This is a genomic window from Pseudomonas sp. Eqa60 (genome assembly GCF_018326405.1).
GTDB classification, from domain to species: domain Bacteria; phylum Pseudomonadota; class Gammaproteobacteria; order Pseudomonadales; family Pseudomonadaceae; genus Aquipseudomonas; species Aquipseudomonas protegens.
In genome coordinates this window covers 2,736,639-2,757,913 of the sequence record NZ_AP024342.1, presented here as the reverse complement: position 1 = coordinate 2,757,913, position 21,275 = coordinate 2,736,639, and the positions used below count along the sequence as shown (strand labels likewise).

Sequence of the window (21,275 nt, the reverse complement as noted above, 5' to 3'; positions counted from 1 at the left end):
AAACCGCAACCGCCGCGAGGGAACCGGCCCCCGCTGGCGGGTGATCAGCGACGGCGGGCGTCGAGGCTGAAACGACCGGCACCGAACGCCACGACCTGCAACAGGCCACCGGCCATGGCCAGGTTCTTGAAGAAGTGGATGAACTGGTTCTGGTCGCCCAGTGCGTTATGGAAGGCCAAGGCAGTGACCACGCTGAACAACGCCAGCAATGCCGCGACAGTGCGGGTCCGCCAGCCAGCGACTAGGGCCAGGCCGCCGCCGATTTCAACGATGACCGCCAGGGCCAGGGCCAGCTGCGGAAATGGCAAGCCGACAGAGCCGATGTAGCCGATCATCATCGCCGGTGCCGCCAGCTTCGAGACGCCGGACAGCAGGAAGATCGCGCTGAGCAGCACTCGGCCAGCCAGTGCGGCCACGGCCTGGGGAGTATCGGAGCGGCTTTGTTGGCGAGTGTCGGGCTGAGCAATATGGGCAGAAGCGGACATGAGGTATTTCCTTCAGTTGGGTGCGATCCGAGATGAATCGCCCGGGTGAAGAAAGCTTGCGCCGCCACAGCTTCTCTGAATAGCCGACTAATTTAGATCATTAGGTTCGATAAAATAGGCAAGAATACAACGCTCACTGGACACTGCCTCAACCCCTCCCCGGCTGGAATCGATCACACTGCCGGGGCGTCAACGCCGATAACGCTCAAGGAACCCGAGATGATCTCCGACCCCGGCACCCCGACGCTGGACCAATTGCGCGTATTCCTGACCGTGGTGGAAGTCGGCAGCTTCGCCGGCGCCGCAAGAAAACTGCACCGCGCTACGTCCGTCATCAGCTACTCCATCGCCAACCTGGAAATGCAGCTCGGGGTCTCGCTGTTCGACCGCCAGAGCACGCGCAAGCCGCAACTCACCGAGGCCGGACGCACCGTGCTCGTAGAGGCCAGGACCATCGCCAACGGCGTCCATGGCCTGCGTGCCAAGGTCAGGGGCCTGTTGCAAGGCCTGGAGGCCGAGGTCCACCTGGTGCTCGATGTGATGCTGGCCCCCGAGCGCGTGGTGGACGCCCTCAAGGCCTTTCGCGAAGCCTTTCCCACGGTGGCCCTGCACCTGCACATGGAAGCCCTGGGAGCAGTCACCGAGCGGGTGATCGAGCGCGGCGCAGTCGTCGGCATCAGTGGGCCGATGAACGAAAGCATCGACGGGATCGAAAGAATCGGTGTGGGCAGTGTCGAGCTGATTCCGGTGGCCGCGCCGGATCATCCCCTGGCCGCCAGCGATGCCAACCTGACCGGCGCCGGGCGCGAATTCATCCAGCTGGTGCTGTCGGACCGCTCGACGCTGACCCGGGGCAGGGATTTCGCGGTGCTGAGCAACCGCACCTGGCGGCTGGCGGACCTGGGCGCCAAGCACATGTTGCTGCGTGCCGGCATCGGCTGGGGCAACATGCCGCGGCCCATGGTCGAGGAGGACCTGCGCAGCGGCCGGCTGGTGCGCCTGAATCTTCCGGAATATCAAAGCGGGATCTACCCCTTCGACGCCATCTACCGCAGCGACACGCCGCCGGGCCCGGCGGCGCGATGGCTGATCGAACGGTTCCTGCAACAGGTTTCGACGCCGCCGGCCATCCAGCCCCAGGCATAAGGCCTGGAGCCGGCAACGCGCTGAGCGTGGGACATTGCGCGGCTCGGTAGCGTGTCGTACGGGCCGGCGGTGATTGGCACCGGGCCCTGGCAAGCGGCCGCCTGGCGCACTCAGCCCAGCAACTCGCTGATCCAGCGCACCTGCCGGGCCATGTCCTGCACCTTCTCTTCGGGCACCGCCTGTGCCCGGCTGAAGTTTTCCAGGGTGCGCTGTTTCAGGCGCAGCAGGCGCTGCCATTTGGCCAGGAACGCCGGGCTGCGGGCCTGCAGTTGCAGAGGGCCGAAGTACAGCTCCCGGGGGCTGTAGCTCACCGGCCCTGTGCGCTCGGCGACGATGATTTCGTAGTCGAAACGGTTTTCCCGCAGCACCTCTTCGCACAGGATGCGGTAGCCGTTGTCCATCAGCCACTGGCGCAGGGGCTGCTCGCCACCGTTGGGCTGCAGGATCAACCGCTCCTGGCCATTGAGGCGCGCCTTGCCGGCTTGCAGCAGGTCACGGATGGTCTCGCCACCCATGCCGCACAGGCTGATGGCGCTGATGGCGTCGCCCGGTTCGATCGCCGCCAGGCCATCGGCCAGGCGCACGCTGACCTGCTGCTCCAGGCCGTTGTCGCGCACCGTGCGCCGGGCCGCGTGGAACGGCGTCAACGCCACCTCTCCGGCCACCGCCGCGCTGATGCTGCCGCGCAGCAGCAAGGCCACCGGCAGATAGCCGTGATCCGAGCCGATATCGGCCAGGCGTGCGCCGGTTGGTACATGCGCCGCCACGCGCGCCAGGCGCATGGACAATGTCTGCTGATTCAACTGCTGCCCCTTTTCACCACCAAGGTCCGGCACCTTGTGCCGGATCGGGGGGCGATTCTGGCGAGCAATGCCGGGCATTTCAAATTTATGCGACCGGGGCCGGGGATGCGGGTGCCGCAAAGGCCCGCTCCGGACAGGGTCGAAAGCAGCGTCCTCCATGGCCGGTTTCTGAGCGCAGGCAGACCTTCGTTGCTGGCCGCGTGCAACCTGGTCAGTGATAGACTGCGCGCCCATGGGGAGGTGAAAAAATGCTGTGTCCGGAATGTGAACAAGGCGAAGTAACCCAGGTTCAAGTGCGGGCAACGCAGGAAATCCTGCACCTTTGCCAGGAGTGCGAGTTGCTCTGGCTCAGCGCCGAGGTCATTGGTACCGAGCCTTTCAACAGCTTCACGTCCTACATGGAGGAACTGGGTTTACCACCGCTCTGGAGCTCGCTGTATGTGCTTGAACCCGAAAAGATCACCAGCCCTCAGGCACGGAAATACCTGCGTTCGGTCGGCTCGATCTAGGTTGCTCGAGCCACAACGACGATAGCCTCCCCCACACTCAGAAGCGCAAGAGATGAACTACCAACTCTGGATGGAACCGGATGACTGCCAGACCTTCTGTCTGAGCGGCCCACAGGGAAACACCGCACGCAAACTGCTTCACCCCGACGCCCGGCTTGTGTGGGAAGTGGAAGCCCCCAGCCACTTCGAAGCAATGACCCGGTACTACGCGTACATGCAGTGGGGCGAATACAAGAGCGACCTTCCCGAACAGGAGCCCATGCCTTGAACACCGCCCAGCAGGTGGGCATAGCCCCCGAGTTCATCATTCTGCAAACCGACCATTGGGTGCTCAATCATCACCTGTCGTCCGCCCTGCCCGGCTACCTGATGCTGGGCTCGCGATCCCGGGTCAATTCACTGGCCGAGCTGCCCGAGAGCGCCCTGACGGAGTTGGGGGGCCTGCTCGCCAGGGTGCAGAAAAACCTGGAGCTGCAGCTCAAACCCAAGTGGCTGTACATCAGCCGGTTCGGCCATGCCCCCGGCTACCCCATCCATTTCCACTTTATTCCGGTGTACCCCTGGGTCGAGGAGCTGTTCTGGAGTGATCAGCGCTACCGGCTGCTTGAAACTTTCGCCCATGAGGAAAACGCCCTGTCACTGACTGACGGGGCGGAACTGACCCTGTTCATCTGGCGCGAATTCGGCGAAAACCCGCAACCGCCGGCCATTCAAGGGCCCTCCATCGAACAGGTCATCAAAGGCTTGCGCAGCTCCTTCAACTAGCAATGGCCCGTGGCGCTGCGCGCTGTTCTCCGCGCCCCAAGGCAAGCCCCCTTACCTGGCGGTTTTCTTCAGGGAAACCGGGATGCCCCACACCAGGTCTTCCATGCCGGTGTCCCCTTGCAGGCGGGTTTTCATCGGTTCGATACGCGCCAGCACCCGGCGGCCTGTGTCGTTGACATTCGCCAGCTCCTTGTCGCTGAACTTCTTGACCAGTTCCACGGGGGCCGGCCTCACGTAGACCTGGATATCCCGCAGTGCGCATTTGATGTTCTGCGGGTCGATAGCCTTGCAAGTCTTCTTGTCGTAGCTCACGGCCGGGGTTTTCAGGTGGAAGCGGTCGCTGAGCAGTATCTGGCCGGGCTGGATACTGAAGGCCAGGGGCGCGTAGGCGTCGGGGATCTGTGCCTTCAACTTGACGGACTGGACATCACGGATCTTGGTGCCTTCGGTCCAGCCGCCTTCCGACACCTGCCGGCGCGTGTTGTATTGCTGCTCTTGCCAGGCCACGCACTGACCGGAGGCGACATGCACGGTACTGCAGACATTCTGGGTGTGGGTGGTATCCGCGTAGGAAGCGTCGCGCCAGTATTGTTCCTTGACGAACTGGCGATACAGCACCGCAGACATGTCCACCGAACCACGGGCACTGCTGGCCGGCTGGCCCTTTGCGGCGCCTACCTGGGCCAGGCTGCTGTCGATCCTGTAATCAATGCCGCCGGACATCAGGTAGGTTCCCGGCGGGACGATGTGCACTTCAAGGAAGTCCCAGAGAAATACGGTTTCCTTGATTTTCTCCAGGTCGTTATTGGCGAAGGACTGCATGTAGCCCTACCTTGCTGCCTGGTCCGGAGAGGGCCGCCCGCATCCTAGAACTTCGCCTGCATCCCCACCCGCAGCGTGCGCCCCGGTGCCGGCATGAAGCTCTGCGCCAGCGGGTCCAGGTAGTAGCGGTCGGTGAGGTTCTGCAGCGACACGTTGAGGCTGGCGTCTTCCTTCAGTTTGTAGTTGAGGAACAGATCGAACAACGCCACTTCGCGGTAATTCAGTTGCGGCGTGGTGGCGCCGGTCTGCCAGGGCTTGTCGGCGGTAACCGTGGGGCCGGAGGTGTAGGTGATGCGCGTGCCGAGGGTCAGGCTCTGGTCGAAGAAGCGCAGGCCAGTGGTCAGGTTGCCGGCAAAGCGTGGCGGGTTCTGGGTGTTGGTGTAGGAGCCCATGAAGCTGCCCGGGGTGCAGTCCGGAGTGTCGGCGGTTTTCTGGTAGGGGTTGCTGGTGGCGCGCAGGGTGGCCGCGAAAGCCGCGTCGCAGGTTTCGGTCTTCAGGTAGTAGGTGGACGACAGGTCGGCAAACACCCGCCCGGCATCGTAGCGGGTCTGCAGTTCCAGGCCGCTGGTTTTGTAGCTGTCGGTGTTGCTGAAGCGCATCAGGCCCCACAGGCCCGGGCTCGGGTCGTAGTAGCGGGTGATGTAGTTCTTGATGGTGTTGTTGAAGTAGGCCAGCTTGAACGCCGCCGAGTCGTCATCCACCAGCAGGCCCTTTTGCAGGGTGCTGGCGCCGATCTCCCAGTTGCTCGAACGCTCGGGCTTGAGGCCCTTGCCGGGCATCGTCTGCTGCACGCCCTGGCTGGTTTCGAACAGCGACGGCATGCGAAAGCCCTGGGTGTACGAGGCATACACGAAGGTGTCCGGCAGCACTTCGATATTGATACCGAAGGCCGGGGCAAAGGCGCCACCGCTGTTGCTGTTCTTGCCGGAGTAGTTGTAGCCGGTGACCACTTCGCCGACCTGGGACGGATAGACCGTGGAGTCGGTGGCGCCAAAGTCGTTGTAGCGCACGCCCTCGAAGGGGAAGTTGGTGTTCTGGAAGACGATGCCGTTGTTCAGGCGCGGGTCGGTGGCGTCGGTGTACTGGCCGTTCTGGTCGGGGAACCACATCATGTTGCCGGAATTGTCGCCGTTGGAAACCCGCAGGTAGCGCAGGTCACGTTCCTCGCGACGCGCCGTGGCCGTGGGCACGTGATCCTTGCTGCGATAGTGGGTGTAGCGCCCGCCGCCCCACAGGGTGAGGCTGTCCACCGGCTTGTACTCCAGCTTGCCGTTGAAACTGAACTCTTGCCGCGAACCTTCGCGCAGCATGCGGTTGGCGTTGATATCGTCCTGGGTGGTGGCCACGCTTTTCTGCGGGCGCAGTTCCTCCAGCTGGAACGAGCCGCCCAGGTCCAGCTTCAAGTCGCCGTAGCCGGTCTCGAAACGCGAGGTATTGGCCAGGCCACCGCCCACCCGGCGATCGGCCTGGCGGCTCCAGTTGCGGTCCGAACGGTAGGCCTGGGATGCCGGCGCCGAGACGGCGGTCAACTGGCTGGTCTGCGCATCGGTCATCCACAGGTCGGCGCTCAGGTCCACCAGCGGGTTGCCTGCAGGCAGGTAGTTGTAGCGCGCGGTGTAGGTGTCGATCTGGGTGTGGCCCAGGGGGTACTGGTAGATGCCGCCAGTGCCGAAACGGAAGATGTCCGAGGGCATGATCTCGCCGATGCGTCCGTCGTAGCGCCGGTAGCCCAGGTCGAAGGTGTGGCCGTCCGCCGGGCGCAGGGTGGTCTTGAGCAGCCAGGATTCGGTCTTCGACGAGGAGTTCAGCACCTCTTCCCCGGCGTTGTAGGTGGTGGCGACGCTGGTCTCTTCATCGCCGTAACGGTCATAGGTGCGGTAGCGATCCTGGCCCTTCTTGCCGGCGAAATAGTTGCCCTGATTGCGATGGGCGTAGGCCGCCACCACATCGAAGAATTCATGGGAATAGGCGAACGCGGCACTGCCGGCCTCGGCCTCCGAGCCGAACAGCCCGCCGCGGCTCTGATGCGGCTCGGAGTACAGGTCCTGGGTCTTGGAGTGCGGATCGCGGGAGGCCGGGGCCACACCGTTGTTCCAGACATCACCCTTGAGCCGCAGGCCGATATTCTGACCGTCCTTGAGGATGTCGCCGACCCCGAGGGTGCGCATCTTCACCGTGCCGCCTATGGCACTGGAGGTCAGGCTCGGGCCCTTGTCGATGGCGATGTCGCTGATCATGTCCGGGTCGATGTAGCTGCGTTGCTGGGTCCCGGCATAACCGCGATAGACATCCAGCGCCTGCTGCGAACCGTCCACCGTCACCGCCACCCGGCTCTGGCCCTGGATGCCGCGGATGTTCACATCCAGGCCGCCGCCATTGCGGCTGTCACCGACCTGGACCCCGGGCTGGCCCTTGAGCATGTCGCCCACCGACACCACGCCAAAGCGCTGCATGTCGTCGGCAGAGATGTACACCGATGAACGCGGTGCCCGGTACACCTCTTCCTCGTCAGGATTTTCGCCCTTGACCTTCTGGGTCGGCAGCGACACCGCATCAAGGCGCAGGCGCAAGGCATAGCCGCCGTCGGCCTGGCGCACGTAGCCCAGGCCAGTGCCCGCCAGCAGCTGGTTCAAGCCCGCCTCGGTATTGAAATCCCCTTGCAGGCCCTGGCTGGTCTTGCCTGCGGTGAGCAGCGCACTGCCGGCCATGCTGATGCCCGCCTCGGCGCCAAAGCGCGACAGCACCTGGTCCAGGGGACCGGCGCCGATGCTGTAGTGGCGCTCGCCGGCAGCCAACACCACTTCACTACAGAGCGGCTGCAAACCGAGCAACAGCAGGCCGAAGGTATGGGTACGCAAGACACGAGCAGGGAAAATCATGCAGGGCTCCTAGGGATCGAAACCCACCTGTGCCGGTGGGTAATACCTGAAGGCCAAGCCAGATCGAAAAAACTATCGCACCGGTGAAAAAAAAGTTTCAGGCCGGCACCACGGTCACCCAGTAACGGGTTCTTCGCTCGATGCGCACCGGCAAGGTATTGGCTACCAGGGCCAGGGCGGCATCGGTGTCGTCCAACTGGAAACTGCCGGTTACGCGCAGGCCCGCCACGGCTTCGCTGCAACGCAAGAAGCCCGGGCGATAGCGCGACAGCTCTGCCAGCAACTGATCCAGGCGCATGCGCTCGGCGGGCAGGATGCCGCGCATCCAGGCCTGGGCCAGAAACGTATCGATGGGGCTTGGCCGCCCTGCTCCCCGGCCATCGACTCGGGTTTGCCAGCCGGCCTGCAACGCCAGCGGTGCTGGGTGCTGCCGTGCGCTCACCTGCACCAGCCCGCGCAACACCGTCACCTGGGTGCCCAGGCGATCGTGACGCACCAGCAGGTTGGCACCACGGCTATAGAGCACCGCATCCGGGGTCGACAGTTGCAGGGATGCAGAGCCCGCCGGGGTGTCCAGGGCCAGTTCGCCCTCGATCAGTTGCAGGCTGCGCTGCCGGGCGCTCAGGTCCAGGTTCACCGCACTGGCGGTGTTCAGCCATAGCGAGCCACCGTCGGCCAGGGCCCAATGGCGTCGCTCGCCGACGCCGGTGCGATAACTGGCCAGGGCTGAGCGCACCAGGGTGGAATCCGCCCCCTGCCAGGAAATGCCCCCCAACAGCCCCAGGGCCAGCAGGCACTTGAGCACCTGTCGCCGTCGCTGCGGATCGGCGCCCGCCGCTTGCAATGCCCGGCGCGCCGTGGCATCGGCCAACAGATTGGCCCCTGGCTGCAACATCAGCGGCAGGCTGCTGACCCGCTGCCACGCGTATTCATGCTCGAGGCTGGCTTGCCGCCACTGCTGCAGGGCCTGATGGTCCGCGGCGCTCATCAGCCCGGACTGCATCCGCACCAGCCAGTCGATGGCGTTGTCCCGCACTCGGGGATCGACCGCAGCGCCACTCATTCAAAACGGCTCGCGTAACAGACACTGAAGGCCTTGCCCATGGCCCGCTGCACCTGGGCCACGGTCAAGCCCAACTGCGCAGCGATCTGCGGATAGGTCAGGCCATCGAGCTGGGACAGAAAGAAGATCTGCCGCACCCGCGACGACAACCCCACCAGCAGCGAATCCAGCTGCAACAGGGTCTCGATCATCAGATGCCGCTCCTCCGGCGAAGGCTCCTCCCCCACCGGCCGCGCCGCCAGGGCTTCCAGATAAGCCCGTTCGATCGCCTGGCGGCGCCAGCGATTGATCAGCAGGCCGTTGGCAATGGTGGCCAGAAAGGCCATGGGCTGGCGCAACTCACGCACATCCTCCTGGGAGCGCAGCACCCGGATAAAGGTGTCATGGGCCAGGTCCTCGGCATCGGCACTGTGCCCCAGGCGCCGGTGCAGCCAGCCCCGCAGCCAGCCGTGATGGTTCGCATACAACTGGGCGACGGGCGAAGAGAGGCTGTGGTTGTGCATGGGAGATTCGCATTAATGATAATGCTTCTCATTTTATTGTTTCAGTGCGGGAGTTGTACAGCGGCGAATCAGGATGTCTGTCGATCGATATCGCGGCGAAGAACCACAGCCGTGGTGATGTCCTCAACGGACTCGTGACTGGCTACGGCATCCCGGACTCGGTTCAGGTCATCAATGGTCCGGGATTCGATCTCGATCACCAGATCGAGCTGGCCACTGACCGAAGAGATGCGTCGCACCTGGGAGTGCTGGGCCAGCATGTCCAGCAGGCTGATGGCCGGCGTGCGTTTCAGGCACACCAGAAACATGGCGCGAATCACGTTGGCGTCGATTTCGCCAATATCCGCCCGGTAGCCCCTGATCACGCCATTGCGCTCAAGGTTGAGGACACGCTCGCTGGTGGCGCTTCTGGACAGTCCGATTCTCGCGGCCAGGGCCTTCAGGGCAATCCGCGCTTCTTTAGACAGAATGTCCAGTATTTCGCGATCTTTCACGTCCAGGTCGCGCATCAAGACTCCTCACTTTGACTACCGAATTTGTGCCGGTCGATTCCGACAATATGCAGGCCAACACCGACCGCATACCTACTGCCGTCAAGGATTTCGCATGCCAAGCTAACTGAAAACAATAACTTGGAAAACCATTACCATGACCAACCTTTCCCATCCCGCCCCGCAGTTCTCGCCCCGCGATGCCGAACAACTGGCCGAGCAGCTTTTCAATGTCGTCGCCACGGCCTCGCCCCTGGATGGCGAGCGCGACTGCAACTACCGGTTGAACACTGCAAGCGATGCGGGGTGGATTCTGAAGGTGGTCAATTCGAGTGAACCGCGAACTGAAAGCGAGCTGCAGACGGCCATCCTCAGCCACCTCGCCAGCTACAACCCCGAGCTTGCCGTGCCGCAGCTGAAGAAGAGCCTTGCCGGTGGCTTCCTCGCCTCGGCCGTGGCGCCCTCCGGTGAAACCCATGCGGTGCGCCTGGTGAGCTGGCTGCACGGCACTCCCCTGGCCGAGGTCAAGCGCACCTTCGCCCTCATGCGCAGCCTGGGCCAATCGTTCGCCGACATGGATCGTGCGTTGCAGGGCTTCATGCATCCCGGTGCGGTGCGCGACCTGGACTGGGACCTGCGGCACGCCGCGCGCTCCAGATCGCGCCTGCATTTCGTCAAGGACCCTGGCCGACGAGCCATTCTGGAGCGCTTCATTTCCGCGTTCGAAAACACCGTGCAACCCAGGCTTGCGCGGTTGCGCACGCAGGTCATTCACAATGACGGCAATGACTGGAACATCCTCGTCGACCCGCAGACTCATCAGCAGGTCTCGGGCATCATCGACTTTGGCGATGCCGTGCATACGGTGCTGATTGCCGAAGTCGCCATCACCTGCGCCTACTCCATTCTCGACATGGAGGACCCCATCGGCGCGGCCGCCGCCCTCACCGCCGGCTTCCACGAGCGCTACCCGCTTCAGCCGCAAGAACTGGACGTGCTGTTCAACCTGATCGCCATGCGCCTGGTCATCAGCGTCACCTTGTCGGCCTCGCGCCACGAGCAGACCCAGGACAACCCTTACCTGGCCATCAGCGAAGCCCCGGCCTGGCGCCTGCTGGAAAAAATGGACCGCATGAACCCGCGCCTGGCGACGGCGATCCTGCGCAAGGCCTGCGGTTATGACGCGATAGAAGGTGCCGGGGCGGTTCGCCGCTGGGTGGATGAAAACCGCCACGCCTTCGCGGACATCGTGCATCCGGCGGCGGCGACCCTGAACAAGGCCATTGTGCCGTTCGCCGATGCCGCCCATGTGCTGACGGTCGCCTCCGCCGAGCAGCGTCCGGCAGAGGCGGCGAAATGGTGGAACGATTTCGCGGCTGAACATCAAGTGCCACTGGGCATCGGCCCCTGGGGCGAAGAACGGACCATCTACACCGATGCGGCATTTGAATCGCGCTTCATTGCAGGGCAACGTCGGATCATTCACCTGGGCGTCGACTTGATCATGCCGGCCGGAACGCCGCTGTACACACCGCTTGCCGGCGTAGTGCGCAGCGTCGAGGTCGAGCGTGAACCGCTGGGCTATGGCGGCTTGATCATGCTTGAGCATTCGCCTGAGGGCTGCCCGCCGTTCCTGACCCTGTGGGGGCACATGGCCCACGAAGCGCTGACCCGCCTCAAGCCCGGGGACCGTCTTGAGGCGGGCGCCCTGGTGGGCCACATGGGCGCAGACACGGAAAACGGCGGCTGGCTGCCCCATGTGCATTTCCAGATGTCCACCGACACCCAGTTGCAAGCGAGCGAGTTCATCGGCGTCGGTGAGCGCGCCTACCTTGAGGTGTGGGCCGACCTGTTCCCGGATGCATCGACCCTGGCCGGAATCCCTGCGGAAACCTACAGCCAGGAAGGCAGAAGCAAAGCAGAGATCGTGGCCAAGCGTAAACAACTGCTGCTGCCCAACTTGTCGATTTCCTACTCGGACCCGATCAAGTTCGTACGCGGTGATGGGGTCTGGTTGATAGACAACTTTGGCCGGGCCTACCTGGACTGCTTCAACAACGTCTGCCACCTGGGCCACTCCCATCCCGACGTGGTGCAGGCCCTGGCGCGCCAGGCTTCACGCCTGAACACCAACACCCGCTACCTTCACGACAGCATCGTGGAGTACGCCGAGCGGCTCACCGCGACTTTGCCCGAAGGCCTGGCGGTGGCCTCCTTCGGCTGTTCAGGCAGCGAAGCCAATAGCCTGATGCTGCGCATGGCGCGCAATCACACCGGGCGCAACGATGCCATCGTGCTGGACTGGGCCTACCACGGCACCACCCAGGAGCTGATCGACCTCAGCCCCTACAAGTACAAGCGCAAGGCCGGCAAAGGCCGTGCAGAACACGTATTCGAGGCGGCGGTGCCGGATGCCTACCGCGCTGCGGATCACTGGCCATTCGAGGAGCTGGGCAAGCGTTTCGCGCAAAGTGTCGCCGAGCAGATCGATAGCATGCGCAAGCAGGGCCGGGCCCCGGCGTTCTTTCTCGCGGAGTCCATTCCCAGCGTCGCCGGGCAACTGTTTTTCCCGGAAAACTACTTGCAGGAAGTCTATGCAATGGTGCGTGCCGAGGGCGGCCTGTGCCTGGCCGATGAAGTCCAGGTCGGCTTTGGTCGAGTGGGCAGCCACTGGTGGGCCTTTGAAACCCAGGGCGTGGTGCCCGATGCGGTGTCCATGGGCAAACCCATTGGCAACGGGCACCCGATGTCGGCAGTGGTGACCACCCGCGAGATCGCCGACAGCTTCAACAATGGCATGGAATACTTCAACACCTTCGCCGGCAACCCGGTTTCCTGTGCCGTGGGGCTCAGCGTTCTCGATGTGATTGAACGCGACAACCTGAAACTCAACGCACTGACGGTGGGCAACTACTTGCTCGATGGCTTTCGCACGCTGCAGCAGCGCTACGATGCCATTGGCGACGTACGCGGCCTGGGGCTGTTCCTCGGGATTGAACTGGTCACTGATCGCAAGAGCAAGGCTCCCGCTACGCAACTGGCCAGGAAGGTCGCCGATGGTGCCCGGGAGCGCGGGATTCTGATCGGCACCGAAGGCCCCTACGACAACGTACTGAAAATGCGCCCCTCGATGATTTTCAGCCAGAAGAATGCCGACTTCCTGCTTGAGGTCCTGGACGAAAGCTTCAAGGCGGCACTGCGCTAGAGCATCAGGATCGAGGCCGCAGCGCCCCAAACCGGGCTGGCCGACATAGTGTCGGCCAACTCCGGCAATGTGTCCGGCACGCGGACACCTTGCCGGGTGCTTTGCGCAATGACCTGTGCAAAGCTTTTCCCGAGGCCAGGGTGAAGAGCCCACAACAAAAAATAATAATTCTTCAAAGGTGCCATCCCATGCTAACCAGAACGCTCAAGGGTCTGCTTGCCGCATCCACCGTCGCCGCCGCGGCGCTCCTCTGCCCCGCAGCCGCTCAGGCTGATGACTTGCAATCGATCCGGGAATCCAGAGAGATCCGCATCGCCATGAGCGGGCAATACTCGCCCTTCAGCTTTGCCAACGAGCAGAACCAGATCGTCGGCTTCGACGCCTCCATCAGCGAAGCCCTGGCCCAGCGGCTTGGGGTGAAGGTCAGCATTGTCACCACGCCCTTCGACGGGATCATTGCCGGGCTCCTGGCCAAGAAATACGACGCCATCATCGCCTCCATGACCATCACCCCTGAACGCCTGAGGGCCGTGGATTTCGTCGGCCCCTACTACCACGCCGGCCGCACCATCGTGGTGAAGGAAGACTCGCCGATCAACAGCCTGGCTGACCTGAAGGATGTGACGGTGGGCGTCACCCTCGGCGATGCCCACGACAAATGGGCCAGGGCGCGCGGCAACCTGAAGGTCAAGACCTACAAAGGGCTTCCCGAGATGCTGGTCGACCTGGAAGCCGGGCGCCTCGACGCGCTGGTGATGGACAGCGTTCCGGTACTGGTGGCCGTCAAGGAAACCGGGCAGAAAGTGCGCATCATCACGCCACCCGACAGTGACGGTGGGGTTGAAGGCATGGGCATTGCGCTGCGCAAGAACAACCCCGAACTCAAGGCAGCGATGCAGCAGGCACTGAACGACATGCTCGCCGATGGCAGCTACGAAAAGATCTCGATGAAGTGGATCGGCAAGGACATTCGCTGACTCCTCTTCAGCCTGGCTCGACCTGGGGTCGGGCCAGTCAACCTGACCTTTTCGAGCCTGCCCATGGATCTGACACTCATACAGCGCACCCTGCCGTTTTTTCTGGAGGCGGCCTGGGTCACGGTGCACGTTTCGCTACTGGCACTGCTGCTGGGCCTGCTGGTCGCCATCGTGCTGGTGGCGGCCCGGCTGTCCGGCTTTTTCCTGCTTCGCTGCCTGGCCAGGGTCTACATCAGCGTTTTTCGCGGCACGCCCTGCCTGGTCCAACTCTTCCTCCTCTACTTTGGCGGCCCGCAGATCGGCCTTGAGCTGGAGCCGTTTTCCGCTGGCGTCATCGGCCTGGGCCTGAACATCGCGGCCTACATGGCTGAATCCATTCGCGGCGCCATCAGCAACGTCGATCCCGGCCAGGTCGAAGCGGCCCGCTCAATCGGTTTCGGCAAGGGCCAGACCCTGTGGCTGATCACCCTGCCGCAAACCGCCAAGCTGATGATCAGGCCACTGGGGGTCAATGCGGTCGCGCTGATCAAGGGCTCGGCCCTGGTGTCGACCATCTCGGTGGTGGAACTCTCCTACACGGCGCAGCGCTTTATCAGCTCCACCTACAAGCCATTCGAGATCTTCACGGTGTCGGCCATTTTGTACATCGCCATGGTCTACACGGTCAGGCTGATGGTGGACCACCTCGATAAACGCTTCGCGGCAAAGTGAGACGCGTCAATGCAAAGCCTCGATCTCAGTATCCTCACCCCCTATTCCGAGCTGCTGGCAACCGGACTCTGGTGGACCATCGTCCTGTTCCTCTGCTCCAGCGTATTGAGCCTGATAGCGGGCATAGCCTTCGCCCTTATCGTGCTCTACACCCCCAAACTGGTATCCCTTCCCATACGCTTCATGACCTGGCTGCTGATGGGCACGCCCCTGCTGCTTCAGCTGTACCTGATCTATTACGGCCTGGTGCAAGTGGGGATCGATATCCCGGCCCTCGCGGCCGGCATCATCGGCCTGAGCCTGCATTTTGCGGTCTACAACGCCGACGTGATTCGGGCCGGAGTCCTGTCGGTCGACCCCGGGCAGATTGAAGGTGCGCGCTCCATTGGCCTGAGCCGCAGCCAGGCGCAACGCTACGTGGTGGTGCCACAGGCACTACGCAATACCCTGGCCCCGCTGGGCAACAACCTGATCGTCCTGCTCAAGGACACCTCCCTGGTGTCGATCATCGGCATCGCCGAACTGGTCTACAGCGCCCAGCGCGCCGTGAGCGAAACCTACAGCCCGTTCGAGTTCTATCTGGCCGTCGCGGTGATTTATTACGCGGTCAATCTTGTCCTGGAAGCTGGCCTGCACCTTCTTGAAAATAAGGTAGAGATGTCACGATGACCACCGAAAAGCTCATGGTTGAAGTCAAGGGCGCGCGCAAGGCGTATGGCGCACTTGAAGTGCTCAAAGGCATCGATCTGTCTGTCTCGCGCGGACAGATCATCGCCATCATCGGCCCCAGTGGTTCGGGCAAAAGCACCCTGCTGCGCTCGATCAACCACCTGGAAGTGCTGAACGAGGGGGAGATCTGGCTGGAAGGCGAACACGTCAACCGACCCTTGAAAGGTCGAGCCTTTGAACAGCACATCAATAGCGTGCGCCAGCAGATGGGCATGGTGTTCCAGCACTTCAACCTGTTCCCGCACCTGACCGTGCATGAAAACATCGCCCTCGGCCCGATCAAGCTCAAAGGGCTGACCAGGCCAGCCGCTCACGAGCTGGCCATGGAGTACCTGTCGAAGGTCGGCCTGGCCAACAAGTTCGACGAGTACCCTTCTCGCCTGTCCGGCGGGCAGAAACAGCGCGTGGCCATTGCCAGGGCCCTGGCGATGCGCCCCAAGGTCATGCTGTTCGATGAAGCCACCTCGGCGCTGGACCCCGAGCTGGTGGAAGAGGTCAACCAGGTCATGAAGCAACTCGCCGCCGAACACATGACCATGTTGATCGTCACCCATGAAATGCGCTTTGCCGGCGAAGTGGCGGACCGGATCATCTTCATGGACGGTGGCGTGGTGGTCGAAGAAGGCGCGCCACAAGAAATCCTGCAAAACCCGACTCACGAACGAACTCGGTCGTTCTTGAAAAAGCATTTGCATGCCTGAGGCACAGAGTCAAAGGGGGATGTCGGGGGCCGTTGTAGATGACATGCTCTCGCGCCATCTCGAATTTGCGCATGACCCGGCGCAAGCGAGACGCCTTGCCGCCAATGGAGACACCGCAAACAAAAGCCCTGATATGGCGACAACTGGCCGCCAAAAATAGCTGAGCGCTCAGCTGGAAGCGTCGTTCAACCGCTGCAGCGCTAGTTGCTCGGCAGCACTGGCTTCGAGCTTTGCACGCTCTTCATCCAGATACCGATAAATGCTTTGGAAGTTGGCGATTTTCTGTTTGATTTCTGCCATCTTTTTTTCAATGAGCTTGGCGCCCTCGGCGCAGTCGATCAGCTTGTTGCGCTGCGCATCGAGAATCTCGCCTATTTCCCCCAGGGAAAACCCCATGCTTTGCGCGCGCTGGATGAAGTCAAGATCCTGCAGAGTTTGTGCGTTGTAAACACGATAGTTGTTCGTTCGCCGCTGCGATGAGATCAGGCCGATTTGCTCGTAGTAACGCAGCGTATGACGGCTGGCGCCGCTGCGGGCCTCGATTTCACCAATTTTCATGAAAACACCACTTGACCATAGAGTTGGGTCGATAGTTTACGCTTGGTTTCTCACCTTCAACAAGGAACAGGGAAATGAGCGTGGAGTGCTTTGTCACCGGGGGTACCGGCTTCATCGGTCAACATTTGCTGGCACACCTGAGTGCAAAAGGTCACACCGTTCGGGTGCTGATGCGTCGCCCGGAGCGACTCGCGGCACTGCGGGAGCAAGTCGACCATTTGGGCGGCTGCGCCTCCCGGGTATTGGCCGTGGCCGGCGATCTGGAACGGGATCAGCTCGGGCTGAGTCCTGCCGACCGAGAAGCGTTGAGGCACGCCAGAGTCGTCTTCCACCTGGGTGCCCACTTCGCCTGGGGGCTTACCTTGGAACAGTCTCGTGCGGTGAACGTGGAAGGAGCCAAGCGCGTGGCGCTGCTGGCGGCTGAGCAAAACAGCCGGTTGGTGATGATCGGCGGCTACATGCTGCAAAATCATGAACACCTGCGACGCATCGGCATCGATCCTCACCATCCGCAGCGGACCGATTGGCCTGCGCTTTACCGGCATGTCGGTGGTTACGAGGCGAGCAAGCTGGAAGCGCATTTTGTGACCCTGGAGACCATGTCCGCCAAGGGCGGAGAGCTGACCGTTGTCCACCCCGCGACAGTGTGTGGCCACAGCCGCACGGGGCATATCCTCGACGGCCAGCCGCTGGTGGCGCTGATACGCAACCTGGTGCAGGGAAAGCTCACGGCCGTGCCCGGTACCGCCAGGCACTGGCTGCCACTGGTCACCGTGGACTACCTGGTGGAGCTGATGACGGCGAGTGCTTTTGATCCGGCCATGGCGGGCCAGGAACTGCTGGCGCTGGATGCGCAAACGCCCAACTTGCGAGAAATGTTGGTGCAGGTGGCACAACCTTTGGGCTTGAAGTCTCCCAAGCATCACGTTTCGCTCCGACTGCTGAAGTGGCTACTGAGCATTCCTCCCGTCGCGCGATTCATGAATACCCAACCCGAAGCCTTGGACTTCATCCAGACCACTCGTTTTGATACCGCGGCCGTCGAGCAATTTGCTAGCAGGCATGGCATAGCCAAACCGGATATACGTCAGTCGTTGCAGCACACTGCAACCTTCGTCAACGCTCATTGCATGGCCAAGGGTCAGGCCGGCTGACCTCTCCCTTCAAGGTCGGCAGTGTCCTGCCGGACGAACTCACTTACCCCCATCACCACCGGGAGTGCCGGGAGTTTCGTCCACTCAAACTGTGCGCCGCCGATGTAGAGCGGCATTCTATCGAACAACCATTCAGCGACAGGGATCGTCATCGATGCCATCCACTTTCAGCAAAGGCGTCATATTTGCACTGTGCGCTGCGGCACTGAACGCAACGATCGGTGTACTCAGCAAAGTCCTCATGAATAATGATTTCACCGCGAGCAGTGTCGCTGTCATCAAGACCCTACTGGGTTGCGTGCTGCTATCAATCTTGCTGTTTTTCCTCAAGCGCCCGGCGACATCGAGCCAATGGATCCAGGCGGCTATCTGCGCTTTTCTCGGCATCTTCGTGCTGTTCCATTTCGAGACGTCCGCCTATCGACACTACGCGGCGGCCGGCGTGGTGGTGGTTCTGATGGCCAGTGCGTCCATTTCCTCGATCATCCTGGGGCGCATCTTCCTCAAGGACGCCATCACCGCGAACGCCAGCGTTGGCGCCGCCTTGGCCATCGCTGGGATCTCGGTGATCTTCGGCGGCGACCTGCAGCAGGGCTTTAGCCTGCAAGGTGCTGCGCTTGCCTCCGTGGCCGGCTGCGGCTATGGGGCCTTTTCGGTTGCCATGAAGCGCATGGGGGTATCGGGAGGGCTGCACTTCACCCGCCAATTGTTGTTGTTCGGCGGCCTGTACCTGCTGATGCCGGCGGCGGCCGACGGCTTCACGATGGGCGAACTGTCGCCACTGGCGATCGCCACCCTGCTGGCGCTGGCCACGTTGCCGACCATCCTGGGCTTCTTCTGCACCACCAAGGCCATCGAGTACCTCAAGCCATCCCAAGTGCAAGCGCTGGAGCTGACCGAGCCACTGTTCGCCGCGCTGCTGGCGTTTGTCGCGCTCAATGAAGTTCCGCGCGACAGCCTGTATGCAGGAGCGGCACTGATCATTCTTGGCCTGTGTTTCTCCAATGAACTGATCCGCTTGGGCAGCAAGGCATCCGTGCCTTCGATCGAATGAGCTATTCTCGCCCCCGAATCCGCCTGAAGATGACCACGGGCACTGATCGCACCATTGAAAGGACTCTGCCATGAACAAGCTGATCTATAGCCTTTTTGCCTCGACACTGGTCCTGTCTGTTGACGTCGCCCATGCCGCTTCCGTGGCCGAAGTCTTCACCGGTGACATGCTGGGCACCAATCAGCGTTACTTTGAATCCATCGCCGGAATCCCCCGGGAATCCTTCGGCGATGAGCACAAGTTCAAAGTCCAGGGTTGCGACATCACCGCCACGGTAGAGGGCGGCAAAGTCAGCAAACTGCGCATGGAGCTGACGCCCAAATGCCAGGCCGACCTGACCCAGTTCGTCGGCACCTACGCCCCGGCGCCAGGCAAACCCCTCACCGTCGGCGCCTTTACCGAGTCGTCCGGTGGCGGCCTGAGCTACAGCGCCAGTTGCCTGAGCATGTGCGGCAACGCCGCCGACCCTTCGGTCTATGCCCACTGGGAAGGTCCTCATGCCGTAGATTTCAAGGAAGTGCTGCTGGAGGTGGTGCTGGCCTCGGATGCCGCGCTCAACGCCGCAGATCAGTGGGAATCGCAGATGCGCAAAGCAGAGGGCGAAGACTACGTGATGGAGACACGCTTCAACTGCGGCCAGAAATACGACGCCGCCGCGCAGAAGGCCTTTGAGAAAGTGCAGGTCAACGCGGTCACCATCGGCACCGGGCTCAAAGCGTCCGGTTGCTGACATTCAGCACGAGAAGCCACACAGCAGTCGGAAGTGGATAACGACCGGCTGCGACACTGCCGTCTCCACTCGCAACCCCACGCCCCCCCAAAAATACGCCCAAGGGATGGAGATGAAATTCTGGCCCCTCCATGCAGGCACGCGCCGGCCATGGTACCTAAAGCTGCTCTGGATAACGCTGCTGTTTGGGCTGGTCACTCATTGGGACCTCGCGTTGCCAAGAGTGACTGTTCACTACTCCCAAGCCGGCCAGGATGAGCTCAGGTACATCTGGAATGTCCAGGATCGGATTGATAAAGGAGGAATGCTTCCCGGAGGCGGCGCAACCGATCATGGCGCGCTCTTCCCGGACGACGAATTCTTTATGGAGTTTTCCTGGTGGAGCAAGAACACCGGGCGTAATCACTGCATCAGCATCACCCCGCAATGGCCCAACACCCATATCTACCTGAACGCCGACGGCGACATCGACAGGCGAGAAAAGAGCGGAACCGATGTGCGCCGGTTGGCCGAGTGTCGATGGGATCGGGCCAAGCCTTAGGTCGAGATCAAGGGCGCAACGGCAGCCTATGTGACCTACGGCCATGTTTTTTTGGCCCGCTATGCCCCGTCATCTGTTTGCGGTGACGGCTTGAACTGCAGAATGACCAGGCGCCTGTGAAGGCGAAATTCCCGCCTCCCACTGGGCGTCCGTTCCTCAGCCGAGGCGGTCGATGGCGCTTGCAAGATTGACGCGGGCTTGCTGTTCGAATGCATCGAAGTACGGTGCGGTCGTATAGATGCGCCCGCGTGCCAGGAAGCCCTCCAGGACCTGGCGCCGCTTTCGGCGGTACACAAACAGCGGCACATGTCGGTACTCGCGACGGACTTGGCGGTCGTACTCCTCAAACCGCGCGGCCGATGCCCCAAGGATCGCCAGATCCGTGTCCACCAACACGGCCTCGTCTGCCGACGCTGGAGCGCCGTCGTGTCGCGTCACCATGATCAGGCCGTAAAGCCTGCGTCGGATTTCATCCCCCAGGCCGCTATCGCGTGCCACGTCGTCCAGCCATTGCGCACTGCGCAGCTCGTTGTCGCTGCGAAGGGGGTCGTATATGGCGTCATGAAACCAGAGTGCGAGGTCGACTTCAGCGGGGGCATGGCAGGCAGCGTTGATGAGCCGGCGCACCTGGAGGCATTCCTGCAAATGCTGGCAGTTGTGATACGCACGATGGGGCTCGCGGTAGCGTCGAAGGAGCTCTTCATAGGTTGCTCGCGCCGGGCATCCGACGCCAAGCTCCGCCCAGACGCGCGCCCAGGCGGCGAAATCCACACCGTCAGGCACCTCGGGGGCGCTGTGCGCGCCGACCGGGAAGAGGCTGCGCCCTTCAGGTGTTCCCCTCATCGCTCCTCCTCCCCATCAATGTAACGCTCGACCCAGGCGCTCAACGTCGGTGCGGCGAAAGCCGTCGGCAGCAATGGCCGCGCCGTGGTGGACAGCGTGAACGCCCCCTGGATAAAGCAGGTAATGCCCGCCACCAGCGCATCGAGCCCTCGGGCGCGGCGTCCGCGTTCAGCGAACCGCTGTCGGAGCAGGCCCTTGAGAAGCTTCATCTGCGCCGCTAGCACAGCCTGATAGACCTCGCGCACGTCGGGGTCGTGGGCCGACTGCTCGCCGATCATCACCCAGGCCGCCACCGCATCGGGCTGCGCGTCCGAACCGTAGGCAAGGTGTGCTGCAATGTAGGCCTGAAGCCTTTGCTCGGCGGTCTGGGCCTCAGCGGCCCGGGACTCGTAGCGCTGATGGGCGTAGCCGGCCAGTGAGTCGACCAGTGCCACCAAGATCTCGCGCTTGTCCTTGAAGTGGTAGTGCACGAGGCCAGGCGCTAGCTCCGCATGCCGGGCGATGGCCGCTACGGTTGCGCCAGCGTAGCCGGCCTTGGCCATGACGGCCTGGAGTGCCGCCACGATCTGACCGCGTCTTTCATCAGTGTTCGAGCGCCGTGCCATG

At 62.4% G+C, this 21,275-nt stretch carries 22 protein-coding genes and 1 pseudogene; 13 read left to right on the top strand and 10 right to left on the bottom strand.

Going from position 1 to position 21,275, the window contains the following annotated elements; all coding sequences use genetic code 11:
- Positions 1 to 44 precede the first annotated feature (44 nt).
- Entirely contained in the window at positions 45 to 485 is a 441-nt protein-coding gene (locus KI242_RS12670) for a DoxX family protein (RefSeq protein WP_011060672.1), read from the bottom strand.
- A gap of 219 nt (positions 486 to 704) precedes the next feature.
- On the opposite strand from KI242_RS12670, the gene KI242_RS12665 reads away from it, so the two are divergent.
- Positions 705 to 1,631 carry a LysR family transcriptional regulator gene (locus KI242_RS12665; protein ID WP_077933855.1) on the top strand — a complete coding sequence of 309 codons (927 nt, stop codon included), beginning with the start codon at positions 705 to 707 and terminating at the stop codon, positions 1,629 to 1,631.
- Between the two features lie 110 nt (positions 1,632 to 1,741).
- Here the strand turns inward: KI242_RS12665 and KI242_RS12660 are convergent, their stop codons facing one another.
- Positions 1,742 to 2,434: a tRNA (adenine(22)-N(1))-methyltransferase TrmK gene (locus KI242_RS12660; protein WP_026022876.1), complete on the bottom strand. Its 693-nt coding sequence runs from the start codon at positions 2,432 to 2,434 to the stop codon at positions 1,742 to 1,744.
- A 248-nt stretch (positions 2,435 to 2,682) separates the two neighbouring features.
- Here KI242_RS12660 and KI242_RS12655 point away from each other — a divergent pair, with 248 nt between their 5' ends.
- From KI242_RS12655 to KI242_RS12645, 3 genes are read left to right on the top strand one after another with little or no spacing between them, the layout of a single operon-like run.
- Positions 2,683 to 2,943, top strand: a complete 261-nt coding sequence (locus KI242_RS12655; RefSeq protein ID WP_011060669.1) for a hypothetical protein — start codon at positions 2,683 to 2,685, stop codon at positions 2,941 to 2,943.
- 52 nt (positions 2,944 to 2,995) lie between these two features.
- Positions 2,996 to 3,211 (top strand): hypothetical protein, encoded by a 216-nt coding sequence (locus KI242_RS12650; RefSeq protein ID WP_019095014.1) that lies wholly within the window; start codon positions 2,996 to 2,998, stop codon positions 3,209 to 3,211.
- Positions 3,212 to 3,225: 14 nt separating this feature from the next.
- Positions 3,226 to 3,708 carry an HIT family protein gene (locus tag KI242_RS12645; protein ID WP_077935005.1) on the top strand — a complete coding sequence of 161 codons (483 nt, stop codon included), beginning with the start codon at positions 3,226 to 3,228 and terminating at the stop codon, positions 3,706 to 3,708.
- 51 nt (positions 3,709 to 3,759) lie between these two features.
- Here KI242_RS12645 and KI242_RS12640 read toward each other — a convergent pair.
- The 5 genes and pseudogenes from KI242_RS12640 to KI242_RS12620 form a co-directional block, all read right to left on the bottom strand.
- A pseudogene (locus KI242_RS12640) lies at positions 3,760 to 4,533 on the bottom strand (hypothetical protein); the annotation flags it as partial.
- A gap of 41 nt (positions 4,534 to 4,574) precedes the next feature.
- Positions 4,575 to 7,409, bottom strand: coding sequence for a TonB-dependent receptor (locus KI242_RS12635; protein WP_212806218.1), 2,835 nt, complete (start codon positions 7,407 to 7,409; stop codon positions 4,575 to 4,577).
- A gap of 97 nt (positions 7,410 to 7,506) precedes the next feature.
- The gene (locus KI242_RS12630; RefSeq protein WP_015635136.1) at positions 7,507 to 8,472 is read right to left on the bottom strand and encodes a FecR domain-containing protein; all 966 of its coding nucleotides are present in this window, start codon (positions 8,470 to 8,472) and stop codon (positions 7,507 to 7,509) included.
- Positions 8,469 to 8,975 (bottom strand): sigma-70 family RNA polymerase sigma factor, encoded by a 507-nt coding sequence (locus KI242_RS12625; protein WP_011060663.1) that lies wholly within the window; start codon positions 8,973 to 8,975, stop codon positions 8,469 to 8,471. The genes KI242_RS12630 and KI242_RS12625 overlap by 4 nt, the downstream gene beginning before the upstream one ends.
- A gap of 68 nt (positions 8,976 to 9,043) precedes the next feature.
- On the bottom strand, positions 9,044 to 9,484 hold the full coding sequence (locus tag KI242_RS12620; RefSeq protein WP_011060662.1) for an Lrp/AsnC family transcriptional regulator: 441 nt from the start codon (positions 9,482 to 9,484) through the stop codon (positions 9,044 to 9,046).
- Between the two features lie 139 nt (positions 9,485 to 9,623).
- Between KI242_RS12620 and KI242_RS12615 the strand changes: the two genes are divergently transcribed.
- The 5 genes from KI242_RS12615 (at position 9,624) to KI242_RS12595 (ending at position 15,789) form a co-directional block, all read left to right on the top strand.
- Positions 9,624 to 12,671 carry an aminotransferase class III-fold pyridoxal phosphate-dependent enzyme gene (locus KI242_RS12615; RefSeq protein ID WP_212806217.1) on the top strand — a complete coding sequence of 1,016 codons (3,048 nt, stop codon included), beginning with the start codon at positions 9,624 to 9,626 and terminating at the stop codon, positions 12,669 to 12,671.
- Positions 12,672 to 12,859: 188 nt separating this feature from the next.
- Positions 12,860 to 13,648 carry an ABC transporter substrate-binding protein gene (locus tag KI242_RS12610; RefSeq protein WP_011060660.1) on the top strand — a complete coding sequence of 263 codons (789 nt, stop codon included), beginning with the start codon at positions 12,860 to 12,862 and terminating at the stop codon, positions 13,646 to 13,648.
- Between the two features lie 63 nt (positions 13,649 to 13,711).
- Complete coding sequence (locus KI242_RS12605; RefSeq protein ID WP_015635134.1) at positions 13,712 to 14,359, top strand: amino acid ABC transporter permease; 648 nt, start codon at positions 13,712 to 13,714, stop codon at positions 14,357 to 14,359.
- Positions 14,360 to 14,368: 9 nt separating this feature from the next.
- Positions 14,369 to 15,028: an amino acid ABC transporter permease gene (locus KI242_RS12600; protein ID WP_015635133.1), complete on the top strand. Its 660-nt coding sequence runs from the start codon at positions 14,369 to 14,371 to the stop codon at positions 15,026 to 15,028.
- On the top strand, positions 15,025 to 15,789 hold the full coding sequence (locus KI242_RS12595; RefSeq protein ID WP_123473163.1) for an amino acid ABC transporter ATP-binding protein: 765 nt from the start codon (positions 15,025 to 15,027) through the stop codon (positions 15,787 to 15,789). The genes KI242_RS12600 and KI242_RS12595 overlap by 4 nt, the downstream gene beginning before the upstream one ends.
- A gap of 168 nt (positions 15,790 to 15,957) precedes the next feature.
- Here KI242_RS12595 and KI242_RS12590 read toward each other — a convergent pair whose 3' ends face one another.
- Positions 15,958 to 16,347: a MerR family transcriptional regulator gene (locus tag KI242_RS12590; protein ID WP_015635131.1), complete on the bottom strand. Its 390-nt coding sequence runs from the start codon at positions 16,345 to 16,347 to the stop codon at positions 15,958 to 15,960.
- 74 nt (positions 16,348 to 16,421) lie between these two features.
- Between KI242_RS12590 and KI242_RS12585 the strand changes: the two genes are divergently transcribed.
- The 4 genes from KI242_RS12585 to KI242_RS12570 all read left to right on the top strand — a co-directional run bounded on the left by KI242_RS12585 (position 16,422) and on the right by KI242_RS12570 (position 19,826).
- A complete protein-coding gene (locus KI242_RS12585; protein ID WP_015635130.1) occupies positions 16,422 to 17,501 on the top strand; it encodes an SDR family oxidoreductase in 1,080 nt (359 codons plus the stop codon).
- 154 nt (positions 17,502 to 17,655) lie between these two features.
- The gene (locus KI242_RS12580; protein WP_161466994.1) at positions 17,656 to 18,555 is read left to right on the top strand and encodes an EamA family transporter; all 900 of its coding nucleotides are present in this window, start codon (positions 17,656 to 17,658) and stop codon (positions 18,553 to 18,555) included.
- A 70-nt stretch (positions 18,556 to 18,625) separates the two neighbouring features.
- Positions 18,626 to 19,285, top strand: a complete 660-nt coding sequence (locus KI242_RS12575) for a hypothetical protein (RefSeq protein WP_077933848.1) — start codon at positions 18,626 to 18,628, stop codon at positions 19,283 to 19,285.
- 112 nt (positions 19,286 to 19,397) lie between these two features.
- Positions 19,398 to 19,826 (top strand): hypothetical protein, encoded by a 429-nt coding sequence (locus KI242_RS12570; RefSeq protein ID WP_077933847.1) that lies wholly within the window; start codon positions 19,398 to 19,400, stop codon positions 19,824 to 19,826.
- Between the two features lie 156 nt (positions 19,827 to 19,982).
- On the opposite strand, the gene KI242_RS12565 is transcribed toward KI242_RS12570, so the two are convergent.
- Both KI242_RS12565 and KI242_RS12560 read right to left on the bottom strand, forming a co-directional pair.
- The gene (locus KI242_RS12565; RefSeq protein ID WP_212806216.1) at positions 19,983 to 20,669 is read right to left on the bottom strand and encodes a hypothetical protein; all 687 of its coding nucleotides are present in this window, start codon (positions 20,667 to 20,669) and stop codon (positions 19,983 to 19,985) included.
- Entirely contained in the window at positions 20,666 to 21,274 is a 609-nt protein-coding gene (locus tag KI242_RS12560) for a TetR family transcriptional regulator (RefSeq protein ID WP_041752159.1), read from the bottom strand. Before KI242_RS12560 ends, KI242_RS12565 begins: the two co-directional genes overlap by 4 nt.
- Position 21,275: the final 1 nt, after the last annotated feature.

Bases quoted from the DNA above. Each gene is read 5' to 3' on its own strand.
- KI242_RS12670 (WP_011060672.1), bottom strand. From the start codon at position 485: ATGTCCGCTTCTGCCCATATTGCTCAGCCCGACACTCGCCAACAAAGC.
- KI242_RS12665 (WP_077933855.1), top strand. From the start codon at position 705: ATGATCTCCGACCCCGGCACCCCGACGCTGGACCAATTGCGCGTATTC.
- KI242_RS12655 (WP_011060669.1), top strand. From the start codon at position 2,683: ATGCTGTGTCCGGAATGTGAACAAGGCGAAGTAACCCAGGTTCAAGTG.
- KI242_RS12650 (WP_019095014.1), top strand. From the start codon at position 2,996: ATGAACTACCAACTCTGGATGGAACCGGATGACTGCCAGACCTTCTGT.
- KI242_RS12635 (WP_212806218.1), bottom strand. From the start codon at position 7,409: ATGATTTTCCCTGCTCGTGTCTTGCGTACCCATACCTTCGGCCTGCTG.
- KI242_RS12630 (WP_015635136.1), bottom strand. From the start codon at position 8,472: ATGAGTGGCGCTGCGGTCGATCCCCGAGTGCGGGACAACGCCATCGAC.
- KI242_RS12625 (WP_011060663.1), bottom strand. From the start codon at position 8,975: ATGCACAACCACAGCCTCTCTTCGCCCGTCGCCCAGTTGTATGCGAAC.
- KI242_RS12620 (WP_011060662.1), bottom strand. From the start codon at position 9,484: ATGCGCGACCTGGACGTGAAAGATCGCGAAATACTGGACATTCTGTCT.
- KI242_RS12615 (WP_212806217.1), top strand. From the start codon at position 9,624: ATGACCAACCTTTCCCATCCCGCCCCGCAGTTCTCGCCCCGCGATGCC.
- KI242_RS12610 (WP_011060660.1), top strand. From the start codon at position 12,860: ATGCTAACCAGAACGCTCAAGGGTCTGCTTGCCGCATCCACCGTCGCC.
- KI242_RS12605 (WP_015635134.1), top strand. From the start codon at position 13,712: ATGGATCTGACACTCATACAGCGCACCCTGCCGTTTTTTCTGGAGGCG.
- KI242_RS12600 (WP_015635133.1), top strand. From the start codon at position 14,369: ATGCAAAGCCTCGATCTCAGTATCCTCACCCCCTATTCCGAGCTGCTG.
- KI242_RS12595 (WP_123473163.1), top strand. From the start codon at position 15,025: ATGACCACCGAAAAGCTCATGGTTGAAGTCAAGGGCGCGCGCAAGGCG.
- KI242_RS12590 (WP_015635131.1), bottom strand. From the start codon at position 16,347: ATGAAAATTGGTGAAATCGAGGCCCGCAGCGGCGCCAGCCGTCATACG.
- KI242_RS12585 (WP_015635130.1), top strand. From the start codon at position 16,422: ATGAGCGTGGAGTGCTTTGTCACCGGGGGTACCGGCTTCATCGGTCAA.
- KI242_RS12580 (WP_161466994.1), top strand. From the start codon at position 17,656: ATGCCATCCACTTTCAGCAAAGGCGTCATATTTGCACTGTGCGCTGCG.
- KI242_RS12575 (WP_077933848.1), top strand. From the start codon at position 18,626: ATGAACAAGCTGATCTATAGCCTTTTTGCCTCGACACTGGTCCTGTCT.
- KI242_RS12570 (WP_077933847.1), top strand. From the start codon at position 19,398: ATGAAATTCTGGCCCCTCCATGCAGGCACGCGCCGGCCATGGTACCTA.
- KI242_RS12565 (WP_212806216.1), bottom strand. From the start codon at position 20,669: ATGAGGGGAACACCTGAAGGGCGCAGCCTCTTCCCGGTCGGCGCGCAC.
- KI242_RS12560 (WP_041752159.1), bottom strand. From the start codon at position 21,274: ATGGCACGGCGCTCGAACACTGATGAAAGACGCGGTCAGATCGTGGCG.